Below are 25,409 nucleotides of genomic sequence, written 5' to 3'. Positions count from 1 at the left end.
GCGGCGAAGTCCGTGCGGGCCTGGGCGACGGCTTCGGGGTACGCCTGGGCCTTCGCGTTGCCCGAGGATGTCTTCACCAGTCGTCCGCGCGAGGGCATGCCCTCACGTCATCTTGACGACGACCTTGCCGGCCTTCGCGCGGCCCTCCTCGACGTACCGCAGGGCCTCCGGGGTCTCCTCGAACGGGAAGACACGGTCGACGACGGGACGGATCTTCCCGGCGTCGATGAGCGGCGTGAGTTCGCGCAGCTGGTCGCCGCTGGCCCTCATGAACAGGAACGAGTACGTCACGTTGCAGCGCTTGGCGCGGCGCCGGGTCTTGAAGCTCAGCGCGCTCATCGCCAGTCGGAGGATCGCGTTCGCGCCCAGCTCGCGGGCGAAGGCCGCGTCGGGAGGGCCTGCGATGCTGATGAGTTTCCCCCCGGGCTCGAGTACCTGCAGGGACTTCTCGAGCGTGTCGCCGCCGAGGGTGTCCAGGACGACGTCGTAGCCGTCGAGGACCGTCTCGAAAGCCTGCTGCTTGTAGTCGACGACGACGTCCGCGCCGAGCCCCTCACCAGGTCCACGTTGGCCGTGCCCGCGGTGGTGGCCACGTGCGCGCCCAGCTGCTTGGCCAGCTGGATGGCGATGGTGCCGACGCCGCCGGAGCCGGCGTGGATCAGGACCTTCTGGCCCGGCTGAACGTGTGCCCGTTCGACCAGCGCCTGCCACGAGGTCAGGGCGACCAAGGGAAGGGACGCGGCCTCCTCCATGGTGAGCGTGGCCGGTTTGATCGCCACGTCGTCCTGGTGGACGGCGATGAGTTCGGCGAAGGTGCCGATGCGGTCCTTGTCGGGCCGCGCGTAGACCTCATCGCCCACCGCGAACCGCGTAACGCCCGATCCCACCTGGACCACCACCCCGGCGAGGTCGTTGCCCAGGATGAGCGGCAGACGGTACGGCAGGATCGCCTTGAAGTCCCCGTCTCGGAGCTTGAGGTCCAGCGGGTTGACGCTCGCCGCGTGGATCCGGACCATGGACGTCGTCGACGCCCACCTGCGGGTCGGGCACCTTACCGGCGTACACTCCAGCCGGGTCGCCGTACCGCTCGATCATGAAGGTCTTCATCGTCATTATTCGTTTCTCGTCCGCGAAAGGACGAGATCTCCGTTCATCCTGGGCCTCTCCCAGTACGAGACACTTTGCGGCGTTTGCTCGTCTCTTGGAGCACCTCGCCGATGCCGCGGGGCGGCAATAACCGACGCGGCTTCTGCCGAGGACCTCGGGAGCGGCGCGCTACCGGGAACCAGCCGCGATGCCTTCGGGTGTCGGGCCACCGGTGCGGCGAGGGATGAGGCGGCTGGAGTCGCCTCCCTGGATGTTGTCCAGGGAGGCGGCGATTACTAGAACCCCTGGCCAATCCGCGCGGGCACGGCGTAGGTACTCGGTCCCGCAGCGAGCCTCCTGAACCGTCATGGTGTGGTTGCACTCTTCAGCTCGATGATGTAGTCGCACACTCCCCGGCGGTGGCTCCGGTCAGCTGGTGTGGGCCGATAGTGCGCGGGTTTCGACCGCGAGGTCTCCGTCCTCGGTGAGGGACGCGCCGTAGGTGACGCGTCGTTCGTCCAGATTGTTGCGCATGTCGGTGTTGTGCACGGTCAGACAGGGCAGGGCACCGAAATTCACCAGCAGATAACGATTTTCGACCGCGTCGGAGTCATCGGTGAGTGCAACGGTGAAGATCTGCCCGCGCGAGATCCAGTCGCGTGCGGCGGCGGCCACCGCGGAGGATCCGGTCGAGGAAAAGTGCAGGGCGAAGGGCAGGCCGGGAGAGTCCAAGTAGGTCCCCATGGCGGACCACATCCGATCGTTCGATGTTCGTCGTGCTTCGGTGAGCGGCCGACCGGCCCCTTCCGTCGGACGAACCGCTGTAGTTCGCTAGTGTAGACCTACAGCGTTGACAACCCGTTCCGGGCGGCGTCTACTAGAAAGAGCAAAAGATCCGAGCGAAGGCTTCGAGGATCGCCATGGTCATCACCATCGAGCTGGCAGAGCTGAGCATGCTGCTCGCAGGCTCGAGCAGCAGCGCCCGCCGCGGAGCAAAGGCGCGTCGCGATCTCAACCTGGCCCGCCAGGACCCCACCCAACCCGGCCCGGAACGCGGCTGGCGATGTGGCGGGCCGCAGCCCTTCGACATCCAAGGCCCCCCTGCTCACTCCGGCCAGACCGGCAATACCGCCGCGGCCGATGCCTCCGGCGATGCCGCCGGACAGGGATCCGAAAAGCCGCCCACGCCCCGCGGACGCGAGTCCGGGCCAGCTGATCGGAGATAGGTCGGCCGGTCCCGGGAGGTCCGGTGGCGCCTGGATTCGCCGACGCGACAAATGATTCAGAGGAAGAACACGATGTGGCGATCCACTATCGGCAATCGGATCGAAACCTCGATCCACGAGAAACGAATTCGACACGGCATTCAGGGAATTCACGCCCCTGGCAGGCCGGAAGCCAATGGAGGTGCGTGATGGCCCGCTTATTGCTGTTGCTGGTGCTCGTATGGCTGATCATCGGCGCGGTCGCCGCCGGTCAACGAGGTTACTTCACCGACCGTGACCAGAACTGCGCAAGCTTGGGAACCATCGCGGTGACCGTGATCGCGGGACCGCTGAACTACGCAGGCGTCAACCCCAAGGTGAACAACTGCGAACTGCCCCAACCCAGCCCATAACAAGACGCCACGGTAGATGTCGAGTTCTACTCGACGGCAGCAACCGAGACCGCGCTGGTCCGAGCAAGCTTCGGCCCACGCATCGTGGCGACCCTCACTCAACTCGATCGACAATGGCCCCGAACCCCCTACGACACTGCGGTGTCCGGGTTTGCGGCGGTTGTCGATGTCATCTGGACCTGATCCGAGGCAGCACCGATGAACTATCAGCCGACCCTGACTTCCCCTGAACGAACACGACGCACACGCCGCGGCGCCGACAGCTACGACAACGTCGAACCATTGCTCGTCCAGCTCGCGGAACTGGACGCGGCCGACCCTCGTCGAATTGCTGTGCGGGAGGATCTGATCCGACGCTGTCTACCATTGGCCGAGCACATCGCCCGCAAGTTCGCCGGACGCGGTGAGAACTTCGACGATCTGCTGCAGATCGCTCGATTGGGGATGGTCGCCGCGGTCGACCGTTTCGACCCCGATCACGGCGCGCCGTTCCTCGCTTTCGCGATACCGACCATCATGGGCGAGGTGCGCCGACATTTCCGCGACTACACCTGGTCGGTGCGAGTACCGCGGCGCCTCAAGGAAATCCAGCAGAAGCTCCCCTGCACGATCGACACGTTGTCCCAGCGGTTGGGGCGTATGCCCAAAGCCGCGGAGATCGCCGAGGAACTCGATGTCGATCTGGTCGAGGTCACCCAGGCGCTGATCGCCGGCAACGGCTACCGAACCTGCTCGATCGACGCCTACACCGGCGGCGACAACGACGACGCGCCGACGTCGCTGCTGGACACTCTCGGTGCCGAGCAGTCGGAGTACTGCACCGTCGAGGACTGCCTTGTCGTGAAACCGTTGATTGCCGCGCTGCCCGAGCGGGATCGGCAAGTGCTGATCATGCGGTTCTATGAATACCAGCCGCAGATCCAGATCGCCGAATCTCTCGGCGTCTCGCAGATGCAGGTCTCGCGGATTCTGGCCAGACTGCTGAGTTCGTTGCGCGAACAGGCATTACGCGACTGAACAACCAGCGCCATTGTCGGGGCAGTTCTGCTGGTGCCGTGCGACAACCCTGCACGGTGCGGCGTCAGTAGTAGTGGCGTCGCCCGCCGACGGCGCGACCCATCGACCCCAATGCCAGTAGCACCAGGCCGATGATGAGGACCACGATCCCGATGGCCCAGAGGATTTGGATTTTGAGTAGGAATCCGGCGATCAGGAGGACGATTCCGAGGATGATCATGGTAGCTACCTGGTTTCGGTGCTGGAATTGGGTGACGAGGGTGTGATGCAGGCCCGCAAGGGGCCCTCTCGACGGGTGTGCGGATCAGTGTTTGAAGGCGTCCTTCATCTTTGCTCCGGCCTGCTTGGTGTTGCCGGTGGCCTGATCGACGCGGCCCTCGGTCCGCAGGCGAGTGCTTCCGGTGACTCGGCCGAGCAGTTTCTTGGCTGTGCCCTTGGCAGCTTCGGCCTTGTGCGCGATCTTCTTACCAATGCTCATCGTGTGGTCCTTTCGTCGGTGATCGAGGGGCGAACATGCAAAATCCAGGCCACTATTCGAGATGCTGATGTCGGTCGGTGAGGTCGCTTCCGGCTCGGAAACGCCGTTTCGCGACAGGACCCGAACATCATGACGTCGTTTGTCAATGAGTGGGCGATGACCGCTTTGCTCAGTCCGCCTACCACCGCGAGAAGAACATTCAATCCGATAACGACAACCATGACGATCAACCCGGAACTCCACGTTCTAGACCTCCAGTAGACGCCTCTCGATTCGGGATGTCACGTGAATCCACGGAGGTCAGGTGGCGAACCGACCGGACGCAACTCGGTCGACCCACCCGCGCTCGCGCTGGTCGCTGACCCGTAAACCTGCGGTTAGCCCGACAGTGAGCAACAGACGCAGCAGACCATCCCCATGCTCTTCGCGGCGGGTGATCCCGATCGTCACCATCGAAGCCGATGGTCCACCGGGCTATACAATGTAGTTCGATGATGTAGACCTACACCGTTGACACCCCGTGGCCGGAGCTGTTGTACTTGAAGAACCAACAGATCCGAGGCTCGACATGATCGTCATCATCGCCCTGATCGTCGGCATAGCCATCGGCGCCATCGGAATGGCCGTGCTCAGCCATCTATCGCCAGATGTCCAGCGCCCCGCCCTCGGCAGCGCCGCACGACGCCTTCTCGGCCGATCGGGTCCTGAAGACACCGCGCTCAGTCGCGACATCAACGAACGCGCCGGCGGCTCGCGGCATATCCGCACCAACCCGAGTTGGCGGGACCGACTCGAGTAACCAGACGACCCCTCGGCTTCGCCATCGGGCCCCGACGCCCTCCCACTCTCCACATCCGGATATCGCAGGGTCCGGAGTATGTGTCGAATGGTGCTCCGGATCCCTAAATCTGCACCAGCAGTATGACATTCGACTATATGGAGATAAGAAAATGAGAGATACATACGCAAACGACGCCAGGAGAATGCGCGGAGGTCGCCGTTCGAGAATGACCAGCGTCCTCATAGTGCTGGTGTTCGTGTGGCTGATCATCGGCGCGATCGCTGCTGGGCAACGGCACTACTTCGGGAGCGTACCGGAGAACTGTGCGAGTACCGGAACTATCGCGGCAACTGTCGTTGCCGGGCCGCTCAACTACCTCGGCATGAACCCGAAAGTCGATAACTGCCACGTCGATGTGCCGCAACCCAGTCCGTGATCGCCATATGGTCGGCAGCCGCCTGTTCCATACTTATTCCATGTTCGCCCGCCGCTCTGGAACACTTGATAGCCATTGGCTCGATCTGAACCGCGCGCGGAGGGCAACCTCGAGCAGGCTGGCATCAAGGTCAAGGATGCCGTGAACATTAGATCCCGGCGCCTGCGTCGATGCGCAGTGCCCGGCCCCGCACCACCCGCGTGAAGGAAGGCACCATGGCTGATATCAACCGTTCCAAGGCGTCCTCCGCCGATTCGTCGTCGGCGCCTTATGACAACTCGTCGTCCACCGCAGGCCGGGTTGTCCAGAACAGCGTCTTCGAGCGATTCGCCCGCGCAGGCTTCGTCGTCAGCGGCATCGTCCACCTGATCATCGGCTACATCGCTATCCGAATCGCCCTCGGCGGCACAGCCGGCACCGCCGACCAATCCGGCGCCATGACCGAACTCGCCAGCAAACCGGGCGGCGTCTTCGCCCTGTGGGTGGGCGTCGTCGCGTTTCTGCTGATGGCGCTGTGGCGGCTCGCCGAAGCGGCACTGGGCAGCTCGTCCAGACCTGACGCCGACAGCAAGAAATCCGAAGCGATCAATCGCCTCAAGGCATTTTCCCTGGCGGTGGTCTACTTCGCCTTCGCAATCTCCGCGTTCGGATTCGCCCGCGGACGCGGCAAGTCCAGCAGCGGCCAGAGTGCCGGGCTCACCGGACGCTTGATGCAAACCACCGCAGGCACGATCGCCCTCGTCGCGGGCGGGCTGATCATCATCGCGATCGGCGGCTACCACATCTACAAAGGGGTCAGACAGAACTTCCTTGGGGATCTCGAGGGCGCCACCAGCGACCTGGTGCGACGTCTGGGCACGATCGGATATGTCGCGAAGGGACTGGCCATCGCTGCGGTCGGGGTGCTGGTGATCCTCGCCGCGATCCAATCCCAGCCGAACAAGGCTGCCGGACTCGACGGCGCCTTCAAAACCCTTGGGGCGCAACCTTACGGCGTAGCCTTGCTTGTCGTGGCAGGCCTGGGCATCATCACCTACGGCCTCTACAGCTTTGCCATGGCCCGATACGCCAAGATGTAGTGGCTCTCTTGCAACCCCGGGTACGACCTACTGGGGCACTACTCGAAACGCGGCCGTCTGAGCCATTACGCGAGGTCATCAGTGCGCGTTGACATCGCCGCCTGGATCAGCAGTGTCTCCTCGATCCCGCAAGTGGTTGTTGCTGTATATGTAGGAGCATTGTGTGTCACTTGTGAGCCGATGAGGTGAATCGCAGCAGCGCCTCACTCGACGAGATCATCGCCGACGTCCGGTATTCAGACGCCGAGCCTTCCAGGCGCCAGTCCCATCGCTAACCGTCGACGTCCCGCAGGTCTTGACGGTACGAGTGGCCTCTCCGCACCCTCTCCGTGACGTGGCGACAGCACCAGGCCGCGTCCACGAGACGGCCACGGCCAGAACCTGTCCGCGTTCGTGACATCACAGCTGCAGCCTTCCACATAACAAGCCGCTTTTCGGATCGCGTATGAACTGCCGTCCGTCACTCGGATGCTCGGTCAGCTCGCCGAAAAGACTTCTCCTGGACTGCAATCCGTGCCCGGCATCGGACCGGTCACTGCAGCGATCATCATCTGCGCCTACTCCCACCACGGCCGGATACGCTCCGAAGCCGCCTTCGCAGCCTTGGCCGGCGTCGCCCCACGATCGGCATCCTCAGGCAACACCGTCCGCCACCGCCTCAACCGCCAACTCAACCGTGCCTTCGACGTCATCGTCCGCACCTGGCTCAGCTTCGACGCCGACACTCGCGCCTACGCCGAACGCAGTCGCGCCCAAGGTAAATCACCCCGCGAGATACGGCGCAACCTCAAACGCTACGTCTGCCGAGCCGTGTTCCGACAAATGCATGCCATGGCTTGACAACACCCATAGAAGAGTCATTTTGGGGGCAGTTCACGAGCGAAGAACGCCGCTGCGCGTCGCAGGATCTCGTTCTCCTGCTCCACTTGCTTGGTGCGTTTACGTAGCTCCCGCAGCTCCGCTGACTCCTCCCGGGACAAGCCGGGGCGGTGACGCTCGTCGATGTCGGCTTGTTTGAGCCAGTTGTGCAGGCAGCCTTCCGAAACCCGAAATCCTTCGCGATCTGCTTCAACGATGTCTGGCCCTTGCGGGCCACTGCGACCACGTCGCGACGGAACTCCTCCGGATACGGCTTCGGCATGGTGAACATCCTTCCAGCGAGGACTAGGTCCTCACAGATCAGGAGTCAACCGAACCGGGGGCAGTCCCATGTTGATTTGCAGCAGTTCGTCTGTGCGGGCGCAGGTTTCGTAGAGCATCCGCCACAGGGTCTTCTAGCGGATGTCGATGTCACGGCGGGCGATGTGTCAGTGGCCATCGCAGGCTGACTGGTTGGCCATTGATACGGGCCTACTGCATCAGTTGGTCGTGGGGGTGATCGGGTGACGTTGGGCAGACGCGAAGGATCATGTTGTAACCGCGAGCAATTGTGACGTCGGGGCCTATGGTCGTGCTGTAATCATCTGCGAGGGCCTGATCTTCGTAGGGTATCCAGCTGTGGGTTCCGGCGTCCCATTCGCACGAGGCGACGGTGAGCAGCGGTTCGGTCTCGGTACCACAGGTGGGGCATGGCTGCGGAAAGGGGTCCGTGGTGCCCCCACCGGATATGGCCGCCGACCTTCCACCCGGGTGCAACGCAAATGTTGTCGATGAACCAGATCTCGATGTCATCCGGATCTATCCCGGTTTGCTGCTGGCTCGCCCACTGTCGCATTTGCTCCAGCGGCTCGCTGCCGAGTTCTTCGAAATCGCTCGGGTATTCGATGATGCGTTCCGGCTCCACCGTGCACGGCAAGGGTATGTAGTCGTAGCCGAAATCCACCGCTGCCGGTACCGGTGGGGCATTCAGGATGTCGGTGACGTCGGCGGCGGTGCGCCACACCAGCGCGGTCTCGGGCATGGCGTCGGCGTTGTCCAACGGGCACCAGAGTATCTGCAGCAGATCCTTGCCCGGTGGCGGACGTAACCCGGGGACGTCACGCGTATACAGTTGCGCCACCGGCAACATGGCATTCGGTACATCGGCCATCGGCCGCCACGGTACGGGACTGTGTTGCGTCAGCTTGGCATCCGCCAACGACTGTAACGGGTTGAGCCCGTGGGGATTCCACGCGTTGGTTAAGTGATGTGCCCCGGGTTTGCCGGAGTCGGTCTGCTTGACTTCTGGCCACGACATCGTCGAAGGAGACTTGTTCGTGGCGAAGCGCTATCCCGAGGAGTTCCGTCGCAAGGTGCTCGATCTGGTCGCTGCCGGTCGTCCGGTAGCGCAGGTCGCTGCGGATCTCGATATCAGTGATCAGACGATCTACGTCTGGCGCAAGCAGGAGTTGATCGACACCGGCCAGGTGCCGGGCCTGACGCGGGGCGAGCAGTCCGAGCTGACCTCGGCCAAGAAGCGGATTCGGGAGCTAGAGAACGAGGTTGCGATCCTGAAAAGGGCTCGGGAGCTGCTGTCGGAGCCGAACGACCCAAAAGGCGATACGCGGCGATAGCCACAATGGCGTCGGAAGGTTTGCCGGTACAGGCCGCGTGCCGGCTGCTGGATGTGTCCGATTCCGGGTTCTACGAGTGGCGCTCGCGCCCGCCGTCGAACCGGGACTTGCGCCACGCCTGGCTGACCGACCAAATCCGCGCTGTACACACCGCCTCGCGCGGCGTCTACGGTGCGATGCGTGTTCACGCCGAGCTCACCCTCGGTCTCGGACTGACGGTTGGCCACGGCCAAATCGAGATGCTGATGGCCCGAGCCGGGCTCAAAGGCTTGCCCGGCAACCGGCGCCCAAGACCGCGTCACGAGACTCCGACTGCGGGTGATCTGGTGTCGCGGGCATTCACCCGATCCGAGCCAAAGCGGTTGTGGGTCACCGACATTACCGAACATCGCACCCGGGAGGGCAAGGTGTATTGCGCAGTCGTGCTCGATACCTTCTCCCGGCGGGTGGTGGGTTGGTCGATCGATTCCAGCCAAACCGCCGCCCTGGTAACCAACGCCTTGGGCATGGCGATCGCCAACCGGGCACCCGAGCCGGGCGCGACCATCATCCATTCCGATCACGGCGTGCAGTTCACCTCCTGGGCATTCACCGATCGCGCGAAACGCTCCGGACTCGTGCCGTCGATGGGCTCGATCGGAGACTGCTATGACAACGCAGTCATCGAATCCTTTTGGGGCAGAATGCAAACTGAGCTACTCGACCGGCAAAGATGGAAGACCCGGATCGAGTTGGCCAACGCGATCTTCGAATACCTCGAAATCTTCCACAACCGCCGCAGACGGAACTCCGCCCTCGGCATGCGCACCCCGATCGAGTACGAGATGATCTACCACGCAAACCAACCAGTGGCCTAGGGTCCAGCAACCCGACTCCGCGGAAACCGGGGTACATCAAAGTCCCCGGACTCGCCGGGGGGATTCACTTCAATAACCCCGAGCAGAGCACGAGTGGCTACACACGGGGTTCTCGGGGCTACCAGACCCCAGCCGGCGTCGATTAGGTCTCGGCGGTAGGCCCAGGTGCAAAACGAGCGGACCACCGCGCGCGGGTGGAGGCTCCGAGGTCGGCCTGTTCGGACAGGAACGCGTGCACCGGGGTTGACGTCGAATTCGCCGACCTCGCCGTCGCGGTGGTGGCCGAAGGCGATGAGGTCCTAGCAGTAGGCCAGTGAGGGTGTTGATGGCGGCCTTGCCCTCGTTGCGTAGATCGGCGAGGAAGGTTCGATGTGGTGAGCGAGGGCGGGAGCGCCCGAGGGCCTCGACGATCGCTTCGTACCCGCCCGTAAGACCCTCCTGGCTCCCTGGTGGTGGAGCCCACCCGGGTACATAGCGTCGACGCCGTCACGCACCTCGGCTATCGCCTGGTCCGGCTCGGTCATACCCCCGGAACCGACGACGTTGCCACGGGTGGTGTCGCGGATCCACCGTCGCCGCCCATCGCCTCGGAATCAGGCCACTTCTGAGGGCCGGTGAGTCCTTGTGTGCGAAGGCAAAATGCTGGGGTCGAGGCGTGCGTTTGGCTGTGACTCACCAAAGTCCGCTCATGCCGCTGGGCGCGCGGTTGTCCAAACGTCCGCATCTGCCGATGAGCGTGTGTTTTCAGGTCCGGCTTCGCTACAGGTCGCTCATGTAGTTTCCGTAACGACCCTCGAGAGCATCTTTTGCTGCGGCCGAGACGATCTGGCGGCTGTCTTGTGCGCAGCGGCTCAGAAAAGCCTGCACGCGAGGCCCGGACCAACCGGCCGCTGCGACCGCTGGCCAGTACGGCAGGGCCTTGTGGTTGAGATCGTGGAAATGGGCTTCGGCGTAGTCGAGGACGCCGTTCACCGCAGTATCGGGGAGGTGCAGGCGCAGCGTCGCTACCGCGCGCACTGCGCCGTCAGCAAGAAGTTCGACGTCCTGTTGAAGACACCATAGGAGAGGCTCCGGGTCAGTGTCGTCCTCACGACCAAGACGGACAATAGCGTCTCCAAGTGCGCAGTTGACTGCTGTCGCGGAGCGAGGTTGCAGCGCAAGCCTTTTCAATTGTTCGACGTCGGCTCGGTTGCCTGCCATCCCCAGTGCCATGACCAATTGGTACTGGGTCTCCCAGGTACGCTTGTCGAGCACCTCACGTTCAAGGGCCGTGCGGACCTCGACTGCTGTAGTCGGGTCGGCGAGCGCGCGCAGCCGTTTGGCGCCTCGTCGCCGCCGCGCCGACAGCGAGTCTGTCAGTAGCCCCAATGCCTCATCTCGCGTCAGCGTCATTAGGTTCTTCCTACCGTTTCCAAGGTCGTCGATCGAAGCACATAGTTGCACGCCCAGACGACAGGAACACTGCTTATGCGAACCACCACGGACGAATGCACGCTCATGCCGCTGGGCGCGCGTTTCGCTCGGCCCCCGCCATGGCGCCGAGGGGGTACTCGAACGTCTAGTTCTCCCTCCCGTCCAACACAAGGTCGACCTCGAACCTTGGCTACCGCTCGGGTTGAGCGGTCACACCGATGTCGAGACGGCTGCAGGAACTGAGCGCCAGACTCGAAGGGTACGTGCATTTCCCGCTCATCAACGCTCACCTCCGAGGCGTTGCGTTCGGCCGCGGCCGGTTCTGCGTCGCGGGATGCGGACCTGGCGCGGTGAGTGCGGCCGGGATCTGATATTCGCTGCCGCCACCAGCGCCGGTCTTGCCAAGGTTGGTCGTGGCGAACGCGGGGACGGTGACGCCGGTTGCTGGGCACGACGACGAGGTAGCCACTCGAAGGCGGCACCGGCCGCTGGATTCGAGGACAACCTTGCGAGCTACCCCTTCCCGGTTATTCACAAGTTTTGACCATTGCCCGGTTTGTTTCCACGAAATCGCCTGCGAAACAGTCGGGCTCAAGAGACCATAACTATGAGCGTCTACTGCAGTCCCGCCCGGGGAGAGGGCACAGTCATGAGTCGCCTTGATGAATTACCCAACGGTGCGGAGCCGTTCGGCAAGTTGACCAGTGAGATGATCAAAGCTCCGATCATGGTCGCGAACGAACCGACCAAGGAAGCCGACTTCGACGTATGCGAAGTGCTTTCAGCCCAGTCGAACCGATCATTACTCCGCAAAGTGAGTGGCATTCAGAACGAACCCGACACGGTTCGCCAGATTTCATGATGGCGGTCATTGCGATACCAAGGTTCCTCCGATGCGTTCTCATTTACCGCGGCTCGGATCGAACCAGAGTCTCGCCAGATTCCGCGACTATGGACACACCGTCGCTCCGCAACATTTTCGGATAAATTCCACGCCGATCAAGAAGGCGCCGCCCATCACTCCCGCCGAGCCCGGCGACTCGGCTGCGATAGTCCACGCTGTTCCCGCATGTTGCTTCTCGCCTGCCCACTATTTGCCAGGAAAGGAACTAACTATGAGTACCGAACCGACGCAGGACACCGCGACCATGAGCCAAGCCGAAGCGCCACGGGACGTCGACACTTTGAGTCTGCAGGACGATATTCGTAACGGCACATGGCTGGAATCGAAGTGGTGGGGATTCCATGTGCATTTCAACCATGCAAGTATCCGGGCTTTGGTCGCCTTGGGGGGAGACCGCATTGTCAGCCTCATCTCCGACCTCGTCGGGCATGTCTTCCCCGCTCCCCTCGGGGATGTCGCAGGACTCATCGTCCAACTCCGATGGGATGTGATGAAAGCAGTCGACCAGCAGACGGGCAACGGCGCCAAGCTGACCTCCCCCTGGTTGGCTCCCGGCATGCTCATTCCCACCGCCCGGGGTGAGCATAAAGACCTCCTCTATTGGAAGGTCTATGGAGACCCCCAGGATACTGCCGTCTACGACTATCCCCCCGAGAACTTTGTCCTCGACGCGGCTGGTGGCGCGTGGGGAGATCACCAAAAATTCCCCGGAAACCGCAGTGCCGAAGGCGCGAGCCTGGCGGTCTACAACAGCGCCCTCTACTGTGTGCATCGCGGCTCCCCGGACAAGTACTTGTGGTACAGCACCTATGACGGTGAGAAGAACTGGAGCGAAGGGGTCAGTTTCCCCGGCAACCCCTCGAGCAACTCGAACCCGTCCGTGGCGACCTATCGCAACGGAATTCATTGTGTATTCCTGGGTATGGACAACGGGCTGTATTACAAGGTTTTCAATGGGTCCTCCTGGGGATCGCACACCAAGATCGTGAACACTGTGGCAGAAGGCTCGGCACTGGCGGTCTACAACGATCGTCTCCATTGCGTATTTCGAGGTTCGGACAATGCCTTGTACCACAAGGTTCTCGACGGCTCCTCCTGGGGAGGGCACACCAAGATCGTGAACACTGTCGGACAGGGCGCGGCACTGGCGGTCTACAAAAACCGTCTCCATTGCGTATTTCGAGGTTCGGACAATGCCTTGTACCACAAAGTTCTCGACGGCTCCTCCTGGGCAGGACACAGCCCGGTCGGGAGCTCCGCGGGAAATGGTCCGGCCCTGGCGGTCTACAAGGACAACCTCCATTGCGTGTTCCGCGGCAGAGATGACAAGAAGCTGTACCACAAATTCTTCAACGGCTCGTCGTGGAGCGGGCACACCAACCTCGGAACAACCGCCGACGGGCAGCCAGGTTTGGCCGTCTACCACGACAAGCACACCAACATCGCCCAGCTTTTCTGCGTGTTCCGGGGCGCCTAACGAAAGAACGAGGCGCCTTGCCGCCCCGCGTCAACCCTTTCAGGGCTACACGAAACCCATGGGCTCCCTTCGTGGATCACGCCGGCGAGCGGCGCCGACTGAGCCTTCCGTCATTTTGGAACCCGAACTGGCCCGGCTCACATGTCCTGACGGATTCCATGCGATGGGAGCGCGGCGCCGAGGGCTGAGAGATTCGCCGGTGTACTGGTCACACCTTCCAGTCGCGCCGCACCTCGACGATCGTCTCTCCGGTGGGTTGGGCGGCCTGCCACTCCTCCGGCCGCAACCCCGCACCATCGTATCCGAACTAGGTTCGGTTTGGGTCTTGCGTTGTCCAGGAGTCGACCCCATAATAAACCGAATCACATTCGGTTGTGATCCAGGTCTCGCGCGCCCTACTCGGTAAGGGCGGACCATTTATGCCTCGAGGCGAGGAGCAGTGCCCGTGCAACAGCCAGAACCCCGTATGCCGGTCGACCGTCGGGTGCGGTTGACCCCCGGACGTGGAATCTCCACGTTCGGCGCCTTGCTGGTCGGCGCCATGACTGGAAACCTGATGCCTCTCATGATCATCGCTATGGGCGAGGACCTCGGCTTCCGGGAGGATGCCGCCGGCGGCGTCATGACTGCCTGCCTTCTGGCCTGCGCCCTGACCTGTCTGGCCACCACCCGATGGGCCGAGCCGAGGTCCCGGTATCTGCTCGGGCGCGTCAGCATGATCGCGATGGCGGCCGGCTTCGGCATCGCCGCCTTCGTGCCTTCCACCCCGGTCGCGGTGGTCGGCATCATCGTTGGTGGGATGGCCAGCGGCGGAGCGGTGGCCGTTGGTGGCGCCGCCTTGGCAGCGTTGCGTAACTCCAACCGGGTCTCAGGTCTGAGCGGACTCGTGAACCGGGTGGTTATCACGGCAGTCCTGGCACTGATCCCGATATTGGGCACTCACATGACGAATGCTTTCGGTATCGTCGCAGCGCTCGCTCTAGCGGTTGCCTTCACCACCACCTGGCTGCCGGCTTCCCTAATTGACCACGAGACCAACCTCCGTGAAGATGCCACGAAGACCGTTCTGCCCGAGGGGATTTCCCGCACGTCGCTGACTATTGCCGGCTTCACCTTGCTGACATGCTTCGCGGTGTGGGCCATCAGTGAGGACTCGATGTGGACGGTCGCAGGCGTTATGGGTGCTGACACCGCGAACCTGAGCGAACACCAGATGGGTCTCGCGCTGAGTTTGTCGACCGCCGGCGGCATTCTCGCTGCTCTCGCGCTCGCATTGATCGGGTCCCATTTCGGTCGCACCATTCCGATCGCAATACTTCTCCTGTTGGGCGGCGCACTGAAGCTCGGCACCTGCATGGCGACTGGTCCGACGATGTTTGTCGTCTTGATCGTCGCCTGGAACACGGTGTACGCCGTCGTCTTCATGTATATCGTCGCGATTGCCTCTGCCTTGGACCCCTCGGGTCGCTGGTCGGCGCCGATCTTGGGTACCTACATGGTGGGCTCGGCGTTCGCTCCGCTGTTCGGAACGCTCATCTCGCAGACCCTGGGCTATCACGTTCTCGGCCTCATTCTTGGGGGCATCAGCGTTGCCCTCGTATCTCCCATCGTCGCGATCGCTCGTTTGGCTTCGCGCACCGAGCGTGAATCGGCACCCCACCAGGGTGAATCAGATGCGTCGTTCAACGAGGCGGCGATCGTCTGATGCCTGATTTGTCTCAGCCCACTTCCATGGAGAACTGTGTGAACATCCAGAAGACTCACTACCGCAACGGCCGTATCTTCACTGCCGATGAACCCCGTTGGGCGGCATCGCTGATCGTCGACGGTGACAAGCTCGCCTACGTGGGGGACACCCCGACAGCCGACGCATTGGCCGACGGCGCCGAGATCGTTGATCTCGCAGGAGCTTTCGTGGTTCCCGGTTTCATCGACGCCCACACGCATCTGCTCATGATGGGTCTGTCACGTCAGAAAGTGGACCTGACGGGTGCGCGCCATCTGAGGGAGATACAGAGCCGAATCCGGGAGGCGGCGGAGCTGAATCCTGAGGCTCCGCGGATCCTGGGCCGCAGCTGGCTCGTCACCGCGCTAGACGGCCGTGCCCCCACGCGACAGATGCTCGACGAGGTCGAACCCGAACGGCCCGTGTATGTGGAGTCCTACGACGGGCACTCGGTCTGGGTGAACACCGCGGCTCTGGGTGAACTCGGCATCGATGAGCACACGCCCGACCCGATGGGCGGGCAGATCGTTCGAGACCGTGCTACCGGAGTGGCGACCGGAATGCTGCATGAGACGGCAGTCTCGGAGTTTGTGTGGCCGATGCTCTCGAGCAACGTATCCGATGCCGACGCTGACGCTGCGTTGGCCGCGGCTTTCGGGAACTACCTTGCCGATGGGGTCACCGGGGCCATCGACATGGGGCTCGGCGCCGAGGACGTCGCGGCGATCAAACGTGCCTCGGACAAGGGAGGCGGAACGCTGCCACTTCGCGTCGCCGGCCACTGGCGGATCATAAGGAACGCATCCGAGGCCGAGAACCTCCGCCAGGTCCAAGAGGCGGTCGAACTGAGCCGCCAATTCCAGGGCGACTGGTTCAGCATCGTCGGCATCAAGCTGATCATCGACGGTGTCATCGACAGCTGCACAGCGGCGATGAAGGACCCGTACGCCGACGGCAGTCACTCCGACCCCATGTGGGATCTCGAGTCGTTGGTACCGGTGGTCGTCGCCGCCGACGCCGCGGGGCTGCAAATCGCCATGCACGCCATCGGGGACGAGGCCTCGAGCATCGCCCTCAACGCCCTCGAGCAGGCTGTCGCGGTCAACGGGGACCGTTCCCGCCGTCACCGGATGGAGCATGTGGAGACGATCACGAAGTCCGACGTCCAACGGCTTGCTCGCCTGGGCGTGATCGCGTCGATGCAGCCGGTGCATGCCGACCCTGCCCTTCAAGACAACTGGCGCGCCATGCTGGGAGACCACCGCGTCGAGCGGGCGTACCCCTGGTCCGAACTCACTGCGGCGGGAGCCGTCCTGGCGTTCGGTACCGATGCGCCGACAGCGCCGCACTCCCCGCTACCGAACATGTTCATCGCCGCCACCCGGAAATCCGCAACCGACCCGACATGCGAGCCCAACCTGCCCGAGTACGCGCTACCACTCGCGGACGCTCTTGCACATGGGACCCGTGATGCCGCCTTCTCCTGCCGCTGGGAGGAACTGACCGGACAACTGGTCAAGGGTAAGGCGGCTGATTTCGTGGTGCTGGACAGTGATCCGTTCACAGCGGGCAACACTTCCCTGCTCACCACTCGCGTGCGACTTACCGTGGTCGCCGGGGCGGTGCGGTACCAGCAAACCGGCGCGCCGCCCGCAGGTGTGCGCTGACCATCCCGAAGCGCTTCTGGAAACTCTGTTCCTGCGTCCGGTGACGTGAAGTTCTACCCACCCGAACCACTGCATTCGAACGACTGCAGTGCGAATTCCCCTGCGCCACATCCAATCTCTCCAGCCGCCCTGAGCGGCTTGTGAATACATGCTGTCCACAACACGAAAGAAGACTGCTATGAGGCTCAACCAGTTCGCCGTCGCAACGGCGTTCACTGTCGCCGCGATGGGCATCGCCGCTGGAACGGCGGGCGCCGCTCCTTCTCAGGACGGGTCTATGCCGCACAGTAACGGCACAGTCGCTACCGACATCGCCCCCGGCATCCATTACAAGGCCAGCATTGTCGACAGCTCGGTGGTCATCACGACCGACTCCGGCTCGCTCACCACCGCGGGGACCCAATTCCAGGTCCTCGACTCCTCGGGCAATCTGGTCGCCGGCATTCCGCTGACATATCAGCGGGACGGAAAGGACTGGCCGATCGCCGCTCGACTCGACGGGAATACGGCCACGCTGTCACCGAGCACGGACCCGGCCACCGCAGTACCGACCAAGCTCGCAGGGCTTCCGCTACAGCCAGTAGCAGCCGACGTTCAGTCCCCAGAGTTCAGTAACGCACTTCTGGTGTTCGGCACCGAGGTCGCGCTCGGGTTGGGGATAGGGAGCCTCATCGGCACGGCGATCGGCGCCGGCATCGGTTGTGTCGCCGGCGGCGCATTGATCGGCAGCGCCGTCGCGGTCCCGTCCATCGGCACCCTGGCGGTACCAGGCTTCATCGGCGGATGCCTGGTGACCGGCGCCGCCGCCGGCGCCATCGGTGCCGTGGCAGGCACGGTGCTGGTAGGCGGACCGGTGGCGATCGCCAGCGGTATCCAGTTCTTCAACGCCATCAACAGCCCTCCGGCACCCCCGGCCTGAACCGTCGGGCCCGCGTTCATGTGGTGGCATCGCTGTCGTGACGACGGCGTTCTACACGGCGGCGTTGCCAGGGACGGAAATAGCGGCAGAATCCAAGACTCCTGTCAGCGCCTGGGCCAACCATCCGGTGATGAGAGTTCGCAGGCCGAACTCGAACGCGGCGTCTGCGCGACCCGGGTTCGGTCCCGAGGTGGCGAGCGCAGCGGCCATCGCCTCGTTCGCGTTCGGTGCCTCTGTCCAGACCACGTCCGGCGTCGCCAAGTCCAAAACCGAGCCGATGACCAAACTGTCCAGTGTCGAAATTGCATGAAGAACTTCTGCCGGAGCCAACCCGCCGTCTGAAAATGCTTGTGCGAGAGCATTATCGATGCCGAAAACAGCACCCGTTCGCGCCGTATGCGCAGCAAGGAGGGGAATCAAGCGCCAATGCTTGGCGGCGGTACGCCGGTACTCCCACGCCATGCTGGCCACCCTCTTGCTCCAGCCCTGGGACTCATCAGCAACCGGGATGCCCGACAGCAAGCGCATCCGCATCAGTTCGACGATCTCGGCTCGGCCCGACACGTGTGTATAGAGCGAGGACGGTCGCACACCCAGCTCCTTGGCAATGCCAGGCATGGTGAAGTCGCCCGTGGCATCGACAGCACGAAGCGCTGCAACGGTGATGATCTCCGCCGAAAGGATCGGCTGGGCCGGGCGCGCCATCAACTCTCCTGTTCACAACTCGAAAACGGCCGCGGAACAGCGAATCAAGCTCCGCGGGAGAGGCTCCTGATCCGAGACCTCCCTCATACATCCTAACCGAATCTAATTCGGTTAGGCCGGTCGAGCGCAACCATGTATGGACCTAACTGGCGGCAGCGCCCCGCCGAACCTACTCATGCGTTGGAGGCAATGCGCAATGTCGTTATGGCTGACTGGTGCAACAATCGTCGACGGTTCTGGTCGTGAGCCGGTCGCGGCTCAGAGTGTGGCCATCGAGAATGGCCGGATCGCTGCGGTCGGAGGTGCTCCGCCCACGGGTGCACATGTGCTGGACTGTACGGGTCTCACCCTTACCCCCGGCCTGATCGACGCACATGTGCATTTCGGCGCGTCCAGCGAAATCACCCCGAGCATGCGACGGGAGATCTCCGTCGCCGAGCTCGCCGCTGACATGTTCAGCAACTGCGCGCAAACCCTCGATGCCGGATTCACCACCGTCCGCGATGTCGGCGGCATCGACGCCGGACTCGCGGCAGTCGTTGCATCGGGCAAGATAGCCGGCCCACGGATCCTGCAATGCGGGCCAATACAGTGCCAAACGGGCGGACACGGGCATTTCGCTGCCGAATGGGAACCCACCTCCGATTGGGTCGACCACGACATCCCCGGGCTACGTTGCCTGTCAATGCTTTCCGATGGGCCCGACGAGATGCGCAAGAACGTCCGCGCGGCCTTCCGCCGCGGGGCAGACTTCCTCAAGCTCTGCGTCACGGGAGGCGTCATTTCCACCCACGACAAACTCACTGACACTCAGTTTTCATTTGAAGAGATCGCGGTCGCGGTCGCCGAAGCGAAAGCACGCGGCACCTACGTCACCGTGCATGCACACAACAACGCCGGTATCCGCAACGCAGTCGCGGCCGGGGCGAAATGCGTCGAACACGGTTCCGAAATCGACGACGTCACCGCACACCTCATGGCCGAACACAACGTCGCACACGTGCCCACCCTGGCCGTCGTGCATGCTCTCGCCGAGAACGCTGAATCGTCGGGCCTACCTGCATCGATCTCCGACCGGATCGACGTAGTCATGCAGGGCCAGATCGACGGCCTCCTCGCCTCCCGTGCTGCCGGAGTCCGAGTCGGACTCGGCTCCGACCTCGTCGGTGCCAACCAAGCCGGCCGCGGACATGAGCTCGTCCTCCGCGCGAATATCGAAACCCCCATGGCAGCACTTGTTTCCGCCACCCGAATCAACGCCGATATCCTCGGCATCGCCGACCAGGTCGGCACAATCGAGGTAGGAAAAGATGCCGACCTCATCGCTTTCCGTGGCGACCCACTGACCGACCCGGCCATCTTCGCCGACCGCGACCGTATCGCCCTCGTTCTGCAGCGTGGTCGCATCGTCAAGGACCACAGGTAGTTCCGTCACCGCATCCGACTCGGGCCCGCACGATCACCTGCTTGGTGGTTGTTCGACAAGCCGTCCGCGCCTCACGGCGTGCTCCACGGGAGTTTGATCGTCAAGCTTCCCTGCAGCCTTCTCGGGACCGCACCGAGGGCCGTCGAGGCCACGACGTCCGACCTACAGAGAAACCGCAAGAACGGATGCCCGGGGCCTCGCCACCGTGCGAGGACTCAGGCATCTATGTCTGCGGCCATCGATGCCGACGCACATTCGCACCCAGTGGGCCGGGTGAATTGACGACCCCAGGTCCGGCGGAGTGGGCGGGCGCCCACACAATGCCGACTCGTTGCCGGATCAAAGGAGAAGAATCATGGGCAATATCGCACTCAATCTCGCAGCCACCGTCCAACGGGCTCCCCACAGCGCCGCCATCCGAATCGGCGACAGGACAATGGATTACACTGCACTCGATGACGCCACCGCCAGGATGGCCGGTCTGCTGAAAGTTGGCGGACTCCAGCCCGGCGACGTCGTGGGCATCAGCCTGCCCAACATTCCCGAGTTCGCCATCTGCTACTACGGTGTGCTCCGTGCAGGCGGCATCGTGATGCCACTCAACCCGTTACTCAAAGAGCGGGAACTGGAATTTCACCTCGCCGATTCCGGCGCGCGGATCTGCTACGCGTCGGAGGACTTCGCGGATGTTGCGCACCGAGCCGCCGGTGCCGTCGGTATCGAGCCCACCATCGTTTCAGCCGACAGCTTCTCTGCGTTGCTCGCCGCTGTCGATCCGGTGCGGGAGATCGAGGACCGGGCTGACCACGACACTGCCGTCATTCTGTACACGTCAGGTACCACGGGAAAGCCGAAGGGCGCCGAACTGACCCATGCGAACCTAGCGGCCAACTGCGAACTCGTCGCAGAGACATTGGTGAACCTGACCGCTGATGACGTTGTTCTCGGCGCACTGCCGCTCTTTCACGTGTTCGGCCAGACCGTCGCGATCAACGCCGCGGTCAAGACAGGCGCTCTGCTGACGTTGGTGCCCCGGTTCGAACCCGGCAAGGTGCTCGACGTGCTCGAACGCGATCGGGTCACCGTGTTCGCGGGTGTCCCGACGATGTACTCCGCGCTCCTGCACCATGCCGACGCCACCTCGTACGATCTGGCGGGATTGCGGATATGTGTTTCCGGGGGCGCCTCGATGCCCATCGAGGTGATGCGCGGATTCGAGGAGACGTTCGCATGCACGGTGCTCGAGGGCTATGGCCTTTCCGAGACGAGCCCTGTCGTGTCCTTCAACCTGCCGGACCGGGAGCGTAAAGCCGGCTCGATCGGGTTGCCGGTGCGGGGCGTCGAAATGCGACTGCTCGACGAGTCGGGCAATGACGTCGGTGACGATGCCGTCGGGGAAATTGTGATTCGTGGGCACAACGTGATGAAGGGGTATTGGTGCAACCCGGAGGCGACCGTGGCAGCGTTCACCGACGGTTGGTTCCGGACGGGAGACCTGGCAAGACGGGACGCCGAGGGTTACTACTTCATCGTTGATCGCAAGAAGGACCTCATCATTCGCGGCGGATACAACGTGTACCCGCGAGAGGTCGAGGAGGTGCTCTACGAACACGAGGCGGTCATGGAGGCTGCTGTCGTCGGCATCCCGGATGCGCATCTCGGGCAGGAGGTGGGCGCAGCGATTGTCCTCAAGCCTGGGCGGACCGCCACTGCCGGGGAGCTCATCGAGCACGCGAAGTCGCTGGTCGCCGGTTACAAGTACCCGAGACACATTTGGCTGTTGGACGAGTTGCCGAAGGGCGCCACAGGCAAGATCCTCAAGCGGGACATCGCCGCGGTGGTGAAGTAGTCCCGACAACCACGCAAGGCGACAGCGGGGTCGGGAACCGGGTTTCTGGTTCCCGACCCAACTGCATTTGAACCGCCTCGGCCAACCTGTAGACGCGAGCCGTGAGCACAGAACAGCGAACCAGAGGATGAGTTGTGCGCTGCGCGTGTGCGGCAGCGGACGCCCCCGTTGACCTCGGCTGTCCCGGTCTAACGCTCAGCTACGAACGACCACCCCGGTCTGTGTCAGGTAGCTGTCCGCAGCCGTACCGCCCGTCGGGATGCGCCCCGCACAATCTCCCTCGCGAGTCACTCCGGGATCCGTCTGTGTGACCGACGACAATTGCTGTTGTCGCACCCATCCGCGTGAACCCGCAGTTCCAGCGGTTTTCGCCGCCCCGAATCCGAGGGGCCCACGCACCGCGAGGCCCCAGCCGCAGGGCAAACCTGCACTACACCGCAGGCAGCCTGGTGGCACACGGCGGTAATACGTGGCGTCACGCCGGTGCTCGTCAGGGGGATGAAAGAGTGCCCGCAAGCAAGGCCGCACCGGGAGACTTCGTGCTCGTGGCCCTCGATGTGCGAGGCCGGCCAGCGGGTCAATATCGCCATCGCTGCAGGGCCACGGTGGGACGCGGGATGCGGCTGATCACTGAGCCGATCAGGGTGCCGACCGAGACCCCGAACACTGCTGACACAGCCATGACGACGGAGTGGGCCCCGTCGCCCACCTCGATCTGCGCGGCGTTGAGCAGGCCGAAGGAGCCAGGCACCACGATCCAGAACGCGGGCAGGTAGGCCACCCGCCAGGACGGGCCTCGGGGCATCCAGTGCGCGATGCTGGCCGCGATCGCGGCGGTGACCGCACCGGCCAGACCGCCTACCGCGGCACCATTGGTGGAGCTCAACGTGACCTGCACGGCGGCGGTCACCGCGACCACAGCAACGATCCATGGAATAGCGGGCAGTGGGGCGTTGACGTTGACGATGATTCCTGCCACGGCGAGTGCCAGCCCCAGGCAGATCGTCCACCAACCCGCTTCGGGGACCTGGACGTTGGCTAGCGCGATGGCCGGTGCGTGGGTGGCAGTGGCGGCGGCTACTACCCCGGTGAGAAAGAGCGCCATTTGTACTGATCCGGACACCAGCCGGGCCGTTCCGGCGCTGGCGGCACCGGCGGCGATCTCGGACAACCCGGTGACCAGGAGGCTGCCGGGCAGCAGGATCGCCAGGGTGGCCACGATCGTGCGCAGCGCGCCGTCCAGGAGCGAGGCCCGGGCGGCCAGCAGCACCAGGACGGAGACGAGGAATCCGGCGGTGACCGGTACGAGCGGCCTTAGCGGCGGCCAGCGCCGCGCCAGGACGGTAAGCCCCGCCACGATCAATGAGCCGATCCCGGCGGCGACGACATTCGGCAGCGCCGGTTGCAGGTACAAGCAGAGCCCCACGCCGACCGGAAGCGCGCCGAGGTCCGCGACCCACGCGGGCCAACGGGCGGGCGCTCGGCGGATCCTATCGAGGTCGGACAGCGCTTGACGGCCGTCGAGTTCGCCGATGCGGAGCCGACGCACCAATTCAAGGATGTCGGCAGTCTGCTCGAACCGCAGAGCGGGACCGACGGGTTGGAACACGGTCGCCTCGTCGGCGCTCAGAGCGACGAACAGCCCGGTGGTCAGGGCGGCGGCGCGCACGTCCGCTGCTCCCAACGCATGCCCCAGCTCGCGCAGCTCCTCCTCCACCTCGTGTACGGGAAGACCGCCGCTCAGTAAGGCGGCGCCCACATCGAGCAGCAGTCGGCGGCGCGGGTCCGCCTCTGGCTGGGAATGGTTCCGGGGTGATGGCGACGTGCTGGGCATGGTGCTTATCGTCGCGCACCTCTGGTTCGTTGCTTGACGTCGTGCTCAGGGTGCTGGGGTTCTTTGGGGTAGACGCTGTCGTGACGGCGTCCGGTGGCAGCCGCACTCGCCTTCGCGGGGGCCGGGCCGGGATATGTCCGCGGCACCTGTGGGCGGCGGACAGCCGGCACCGCTCTGGTGCATCGCCCCGCGCGCTGGCGAACGATGCTACCCGGCAAAGTCGCTGCACCTGGGCAAGTGTGCCGTTGGAGTGAAAGCCGTCAGGTGGGCTGAGCGGTCGCCCCGATCATTGTTCTTCCCGTCGGCCTTCACCGATGCCCTGTGCTGGATAGGAACTCCCCAACGGCGGTCGACCACACGATCTGGACGCCGAGTTCTGCTGCGCGGCAGCCAGGATCCGCTCGGTGTCGTGCTGCGGGCTTGAACAGCGGGTGCCGGCGCACGACTTCGATCTTGAACAGTCCGACGATCGACTCGGCGAGTGCGTTGTCGTAGGCGTCGCCGACGCTTCTGATGGATGCCGCCCGTCCGGGTGGCCGTAAGTGCGAATTCTGACACCGCTTATCGGTGAATTTCGACGTCACTCGGGGCCAATCCGGGGCGGGTGTATCCGTGAATTTTGACGTCACCCCGGTCGGCGCGTCCGGTGGCTGAGCGTGTCAGAAAGGCTCGGCGTGGAGGTCGTGGGGCGGGATCTCGGTCTTGCGGTGCCGCGACTTGACGATCAGCGCCAGCAGGCTCGCGCCGGCCTCAACGAGGTGCGTCAGCCCGGAATGTCGGAGCTCGTGCAGGCCCCACCCGGGGTGCTGCCGACCCGTGCCGATGATCTCGCGAACGTTCGCTACTTTGACGCGCCCGGCCGTTCGATTTGCGGTCGAGCTCGCTCCCGTCCCAAGGTGAATGGCCTGGTTCAGGCGATACCCACGCAGCCGCTCTTGGATACGGCAAGGATCGCCATCGCGACTGCGAAGCCGACCAGGACCAGCGTCAGCCGAGTGCGGCGTAGCACGGCGGCGACGATGAAGGGGGCAACCCAGATAAGTCCGATGCCGATGGTCCCGGCGGCATGGTCGGCCGTTTTGGGGCTGGTCCATGACGCCCTAACGTCGCAGTCGCCAGAAAGCGCGTTGATCGTGACGAGGATCAGGCCGGCAAAGCCCCACACGATGGTAATCGCGATAGCGGCGATCGCTTTCAGAGCCCGTTTCCAGCCGAGCCACCACCGCGGTGGTTGAGTAGTTGTCATATGCCGATCATCGCCGAGTGCGGCCATACTGGCACAGCTGGGAACCTGCGGAGACGGCTGCGCTGGAGTTGGCCGGGTCGCTGCCTGTTAGCCCAGTTGTCGATGAACGTCAGCATCTCGGCGAGTTCGATCGCGTCGTCGACGGTGAGACCGGAAAAGAGGGGGCTGGCCTGATCATGAGGGTCTGGTGTGGTCACAGGGTGTTGTGCCTCCGGGTGCTGGCCTGTGTTCGGGCGCCGGGCCGGTGTCGTAATTCGCCGATAGAGTACTGGTCAGGGCACGATTTCCAGTGACTGCTGAGCATCGGTGAATACTGGTTGCTCCAGCGTCGTCGAAGTGGTGGCAGCGGCGTTGTTGAGGGCGGTGCGGGTGAGTCGGTAGCTGTCGGTGCCGGTTTCG

Annotated in this window: 22 protein-coding genes and 2 pseudogenes; 15 read left to right on the top strand and 9 right to left on the bottom strand. The window is 63.7% G+C overall.

The annotated features are described in order from the left end of the window. Window positions 1–102: 102 nt before the first annotated feature. A pseudogene (locus ACLMAL_RS37905) lies at window positions 103–1,107 on the bottom strand (NADP-dependent oxidoreductase). Between the two features lie 408 nt (window positions 1,108–1,515). Further along, entirely contained in the window at window positions 1,516–1,830 is a 315-nt protein-coding gene (locus ACLMAL_RS37900) for a hypothetical protein (RefSeq protein WP_412003468.1), read from the bottom strand. Window positions 1,831–2,006: 176 nt separating this feature from the next. On the opposite strand from ACLMAL_RS37900, the gene ACLMAL_RS37895 reads away from it, so the two are divergent. From ACLMAL_RS37895 to ACLMAL_RS37885, 3 genes are all read left to right on the top strand, one after another. After that, a complete protein-coding gene (locus tag ACLMAL_RS37895; protein WP_412003467.1) occupies window positions 2,007–2,312 on the top strand; it encodes a hypothetical protein in 306 nt (101 codons plus the stop codon). A 188-nt stretch (window positions 2,313–2,500) separates the two neighbouring features. Further along, window positions 2,501–2,704, top strand: coding sequence for a hypothetical protein (locus ACLMAL_RS37890; RefSeq protein WP_412003466.1), 204 nt, complete (start codon window positions 2,501–2,503; stop codon window positions 2,702–2,704). Between the two features lie 198 nt (window positions 2,705–2,902). Further along, a complete protein-coding gene (locus ACLMAL_RS37885; protein ID WP_412003465.1) occupies window positions 2,903–3,721 on the top strand; it encodes an RNA polymerase sigma factor SigF in 819 nt (272 codons plus the stop codon). A 64-nt stretch (window positions 3,722–3,785) separates the two neighbouring features. Here the strand turns inward: ACLMAL_RS37885 and ACLMAL_RS37880 are convergent, their stop codons facing one another. Further along, complete coding sequence (locus tag ACLMAL_RS37880; protein WP_387297121.1) at window positions 3,786–3,941, bottom strand: DUF6131 family protein; 156 nt, start codon at window positions 3,939–3,941, stop codon at window positions 3,786–3,788. A gap of 84 nt (window positions 3,942–4,025) precedes the next feature. Further along, on the bottom strand, window positions 4,026–4,199 hold the full coding sequence (locus ACLMAL_RS37875; RefSeq protein ID WP_412003464.1) for a CsbD family protein: 174 nt from the start codon (window positions 4,197–4,199) through the stop codon (window positions 4,026–4,028). Between the two features lie 568 nt (window positions 4,200–4,767). On the opposite strand from ACLMAL_RS37875, the gene ACLMAL_RS37870 reads away from it, so the two are divergent. From ACLMAL_RS37870 to ACLMAL_RS37855, 4 genes are all read left to right on the top strand, one after another. Further along, window positions 4,768–4,998 (top strand): hypothetical protein, encoded by a 231-nt coding sequence (locus tag ACLMAL_RS37870; protein WP_412003463.1) that lies wholly within the window; start codon window positions 4,768–4,770, stop codon window positions 4,996–4,998. 208 nt (window positions 4,999–5,206) lie between these two features. Then, on the top strand, window positions 5,207–5,416 hold the full coding sequence (locus tag ACLMAL_RS37865; RefSeq protein WP_412003462.1) for a hypothetical protein: 210 nt from the start codon (window positions 5,207–5,209) through the stop codon (window positions 5,414–5,416). Window positions 5,417–5,631: 215 nt separating this feature from the next. Beyond that, window positions 5,632–6,495, top strand: coding sequence for a DUF1206 domain-containing protein (locus ACLMAL_RS37860; RefSeq protein ID WP_412003461.1), 864 nt, complete (start codon window positions 5,632–5,634; stop codon window positions 6,493–6,495). A gap of 468 nt (window positions 6,496–6,963) precedes the next feature. After that, complete coding sequence (locus ACLMAL_RS37855; protein ID WP_412003460.1) at window positions 6,964–7,335, top strand: transposase; 372 nt, start codon at window positions 6,964–6,966, stop codon at window positions 7,333–7,335. 619 nt (window positions 7,336–7,954) lie between these two features. Here the strand turns inward: ACLMAL_RS37855 and ACLMAL_RS37850 are convergent. Then, on the bottom strand, window positions 7,955–8,524 hold the full coding sequence (locus tag ACLMAL_RS37850; protein WP_412003459.1) for a hypothetical protein: 570 nt from the start codon (window positions 8,522–8,524) through the stop codon (window positions 7,955–7,957). Between the two features lie 166 nt (window positions 8,525–8,690). On the opposite strand from ACLMAL_RS37850, the pseudogene ACLMAL_RS37845 reads away from it, so the two are divergent. After that, window positions 8,691–9,844: pseudogene (locus ACLMAL_RS37845) on the top strand (IS3 family transposase). A gap of 759 nt (window positions 9,845–10,603) precedes the next feature. On the opposite strand, the gene ACLMAL_RS37840 reads toward ACLMAL_RS37845, so the two are convergent. Further along, window positions 10,604–11,236, bottom strand: coding sequence for a hypothetical protein (locus ACLMAL_RS37840; protein WP_412003458.1), 633 nt, complete (start codon window positions 11,234–11,236; stop codon window positions 10,604–10,606). A gap of 670 nt (window positions 11,237–11,906) precedes the next feature. Here ACLMAL_RS37840 and ACLMAL_RS37835 point away from each other — a divergent pair. The 5 genes from ACLMAL_RS37835 to ACLMAL_RS37815 all read left to right on the top strand — a co-directional run bounded on the left by ACLMAL_RS37835 (window position 11,907) and on the right by ACLMAL_RS37815 (window position 17,950). Further along, window positions 11,907–12,119, top strand: coding sequence for a hypothetical protein (locus ACLMAL_RS37835; RefSeq protein WP_412003457.1), 213 nt, complete (start codon window positions 11,907–11,909; stop codon window positions 12,117–12,119). A 253-nt stretch (window positions 12,120–12,372) separates the two neighbouring features. Further along, window positions 12,373–13,638: a hypothetical protein gene (locus ACLMAL_RS37830; protein WP_412003456.1), complete on the top strand. Its 1,266-nt coding sequence runs from the start codon at window positions 12,373–12,375 to the stop codon at window positions 13,636–13,638. A 445-nt stretch (window positions 13,639–14,083) separates the two neighbouring features. Then, window positions 14,084–15,343, top strand: a complete 1,260-nt coding sequence (locus ACLMAL_RS37825; protein ID WP_412003455.1) for an MFS transporter — start codon at window positions 14,084–14,086, stop codon at window positions 15,341–15,343. Window positions 15,344–15,369: 26 nt separating this feature from the next. After that, window positions 15,370–17,031, top strand: a complete 1,662-nt coding sequence (locus tag ACLMAL_RS37820; RefSeq protein WP_412003469.1) for an amidohydrolase — start codon at window positions 15,370–15,372, stop codon at window positions 17,029–17,031. Window positions 17,032–17,209: 178 nt separating this feature from the next. Then, window positions 17,210–17,950 (top strand): hypothetical protein, encoded by a 741-nt coding sequence (locus ACLMAL_RS37815; protein ID WP_412003454.1) that lies wholly within the window; start codon window positions 17,210–17,212, stop codon window positions 17,948–17,950. Between the two features lie 51 nt (window positions 17,951–18,001). Here the strand turns inward: ACLMAL_RS37815 and ACLMAL_RS37810 are convergent, their stop codons facing one another. Beyond that, complete coding sequence (locus ACLMAL_RS37810; protein ID WP_412003453.1) at window positions 18,002–18,655, bottom strand: TetR/AcrR family transcriptional regulator C-terminal domain-containing protein; 654 nt, start codon at window positions 18,653–18,655, stop codon at window positions 18,002–18,004. Window positions 18,656–18,980: 325 nt separating this feature from the next. Here ACLMAL_RS37810 and ACLMAL_RS37805 point away from each other — a divergent pair, with 325 nt between their 5' ends. Together ACLMAL_RS37805 and ACLMAL_RS37800 are read left to right on the top strand one after the other, a co-directional pair. After that, window positions 18,981–20,081, top strand: a complete 1,101-nt coding sequence (locus tag ACLMAL_RS37805) for a metal-dependent hydrolase family protein (protein WP_412003452.1) — start codon at window positions 18,981–18,983, stop codon at window positions 20,079–20,081. A 355-nt stretch (window positions 20,082–20,436) separates the two neighbouring features. Further along, a complete protein-coding gene (locus tag ACLMAL_RS37800; RefSeq protein ID WP_412003451.1) occupies window positions 20,437–21,930 on the top strand; it encodes a long-chain-fatty-acid--CoA ligase in 1,494 nt (497 codons plus the stop codon). Between the two features lie 577 nt (window positions 21,931–22,507). On the opposite strand, the gene ACLMAL_RS37795 is transcribed toward ACLMAL_RS37800, so the two are convergent. Both ACLMAL_RS37795 and ACLMAL_RS37790 read right to left on the bottom strand, forming a co-directional pair. Further along, window positions 22,508–23,764, bottom strand: coding sequence for a threonine/serine exporter family protein (locus tag ACLMAL_RS37795; protein ID WP_412003450.1), 1,257 nt, complete (start codon window positions 23,762–23,764; stop codon window positions 22,508–22,510). Between the two features lie 910 nt (window positions 23,765–24,674). After that, complete coding sequence (locus ACLMAL_RS37790; protein ID WP_412003449.1) at window positions 24,675–25,037, bottom strand: hypothetical protein; 363 nt, start codon at window positions 25,035–25,037, stop codon at window positions 24,675–24,677. Window positions 25,038–25,409 lie beyond the last annotated feature (372 nt).

Origin of the sequence: Nocardia sp. CWNU-33 (assembly GCF_046764895.1) — a bacterium.
GTDB lineage: Bacteria > Actinomycetota > Actinomycetes > Mycobacteriales > Mycobacteriaceae > Nocardia.
This window is presented reverse-complemented; position numbering and strand designations above follow the sequence as displayed.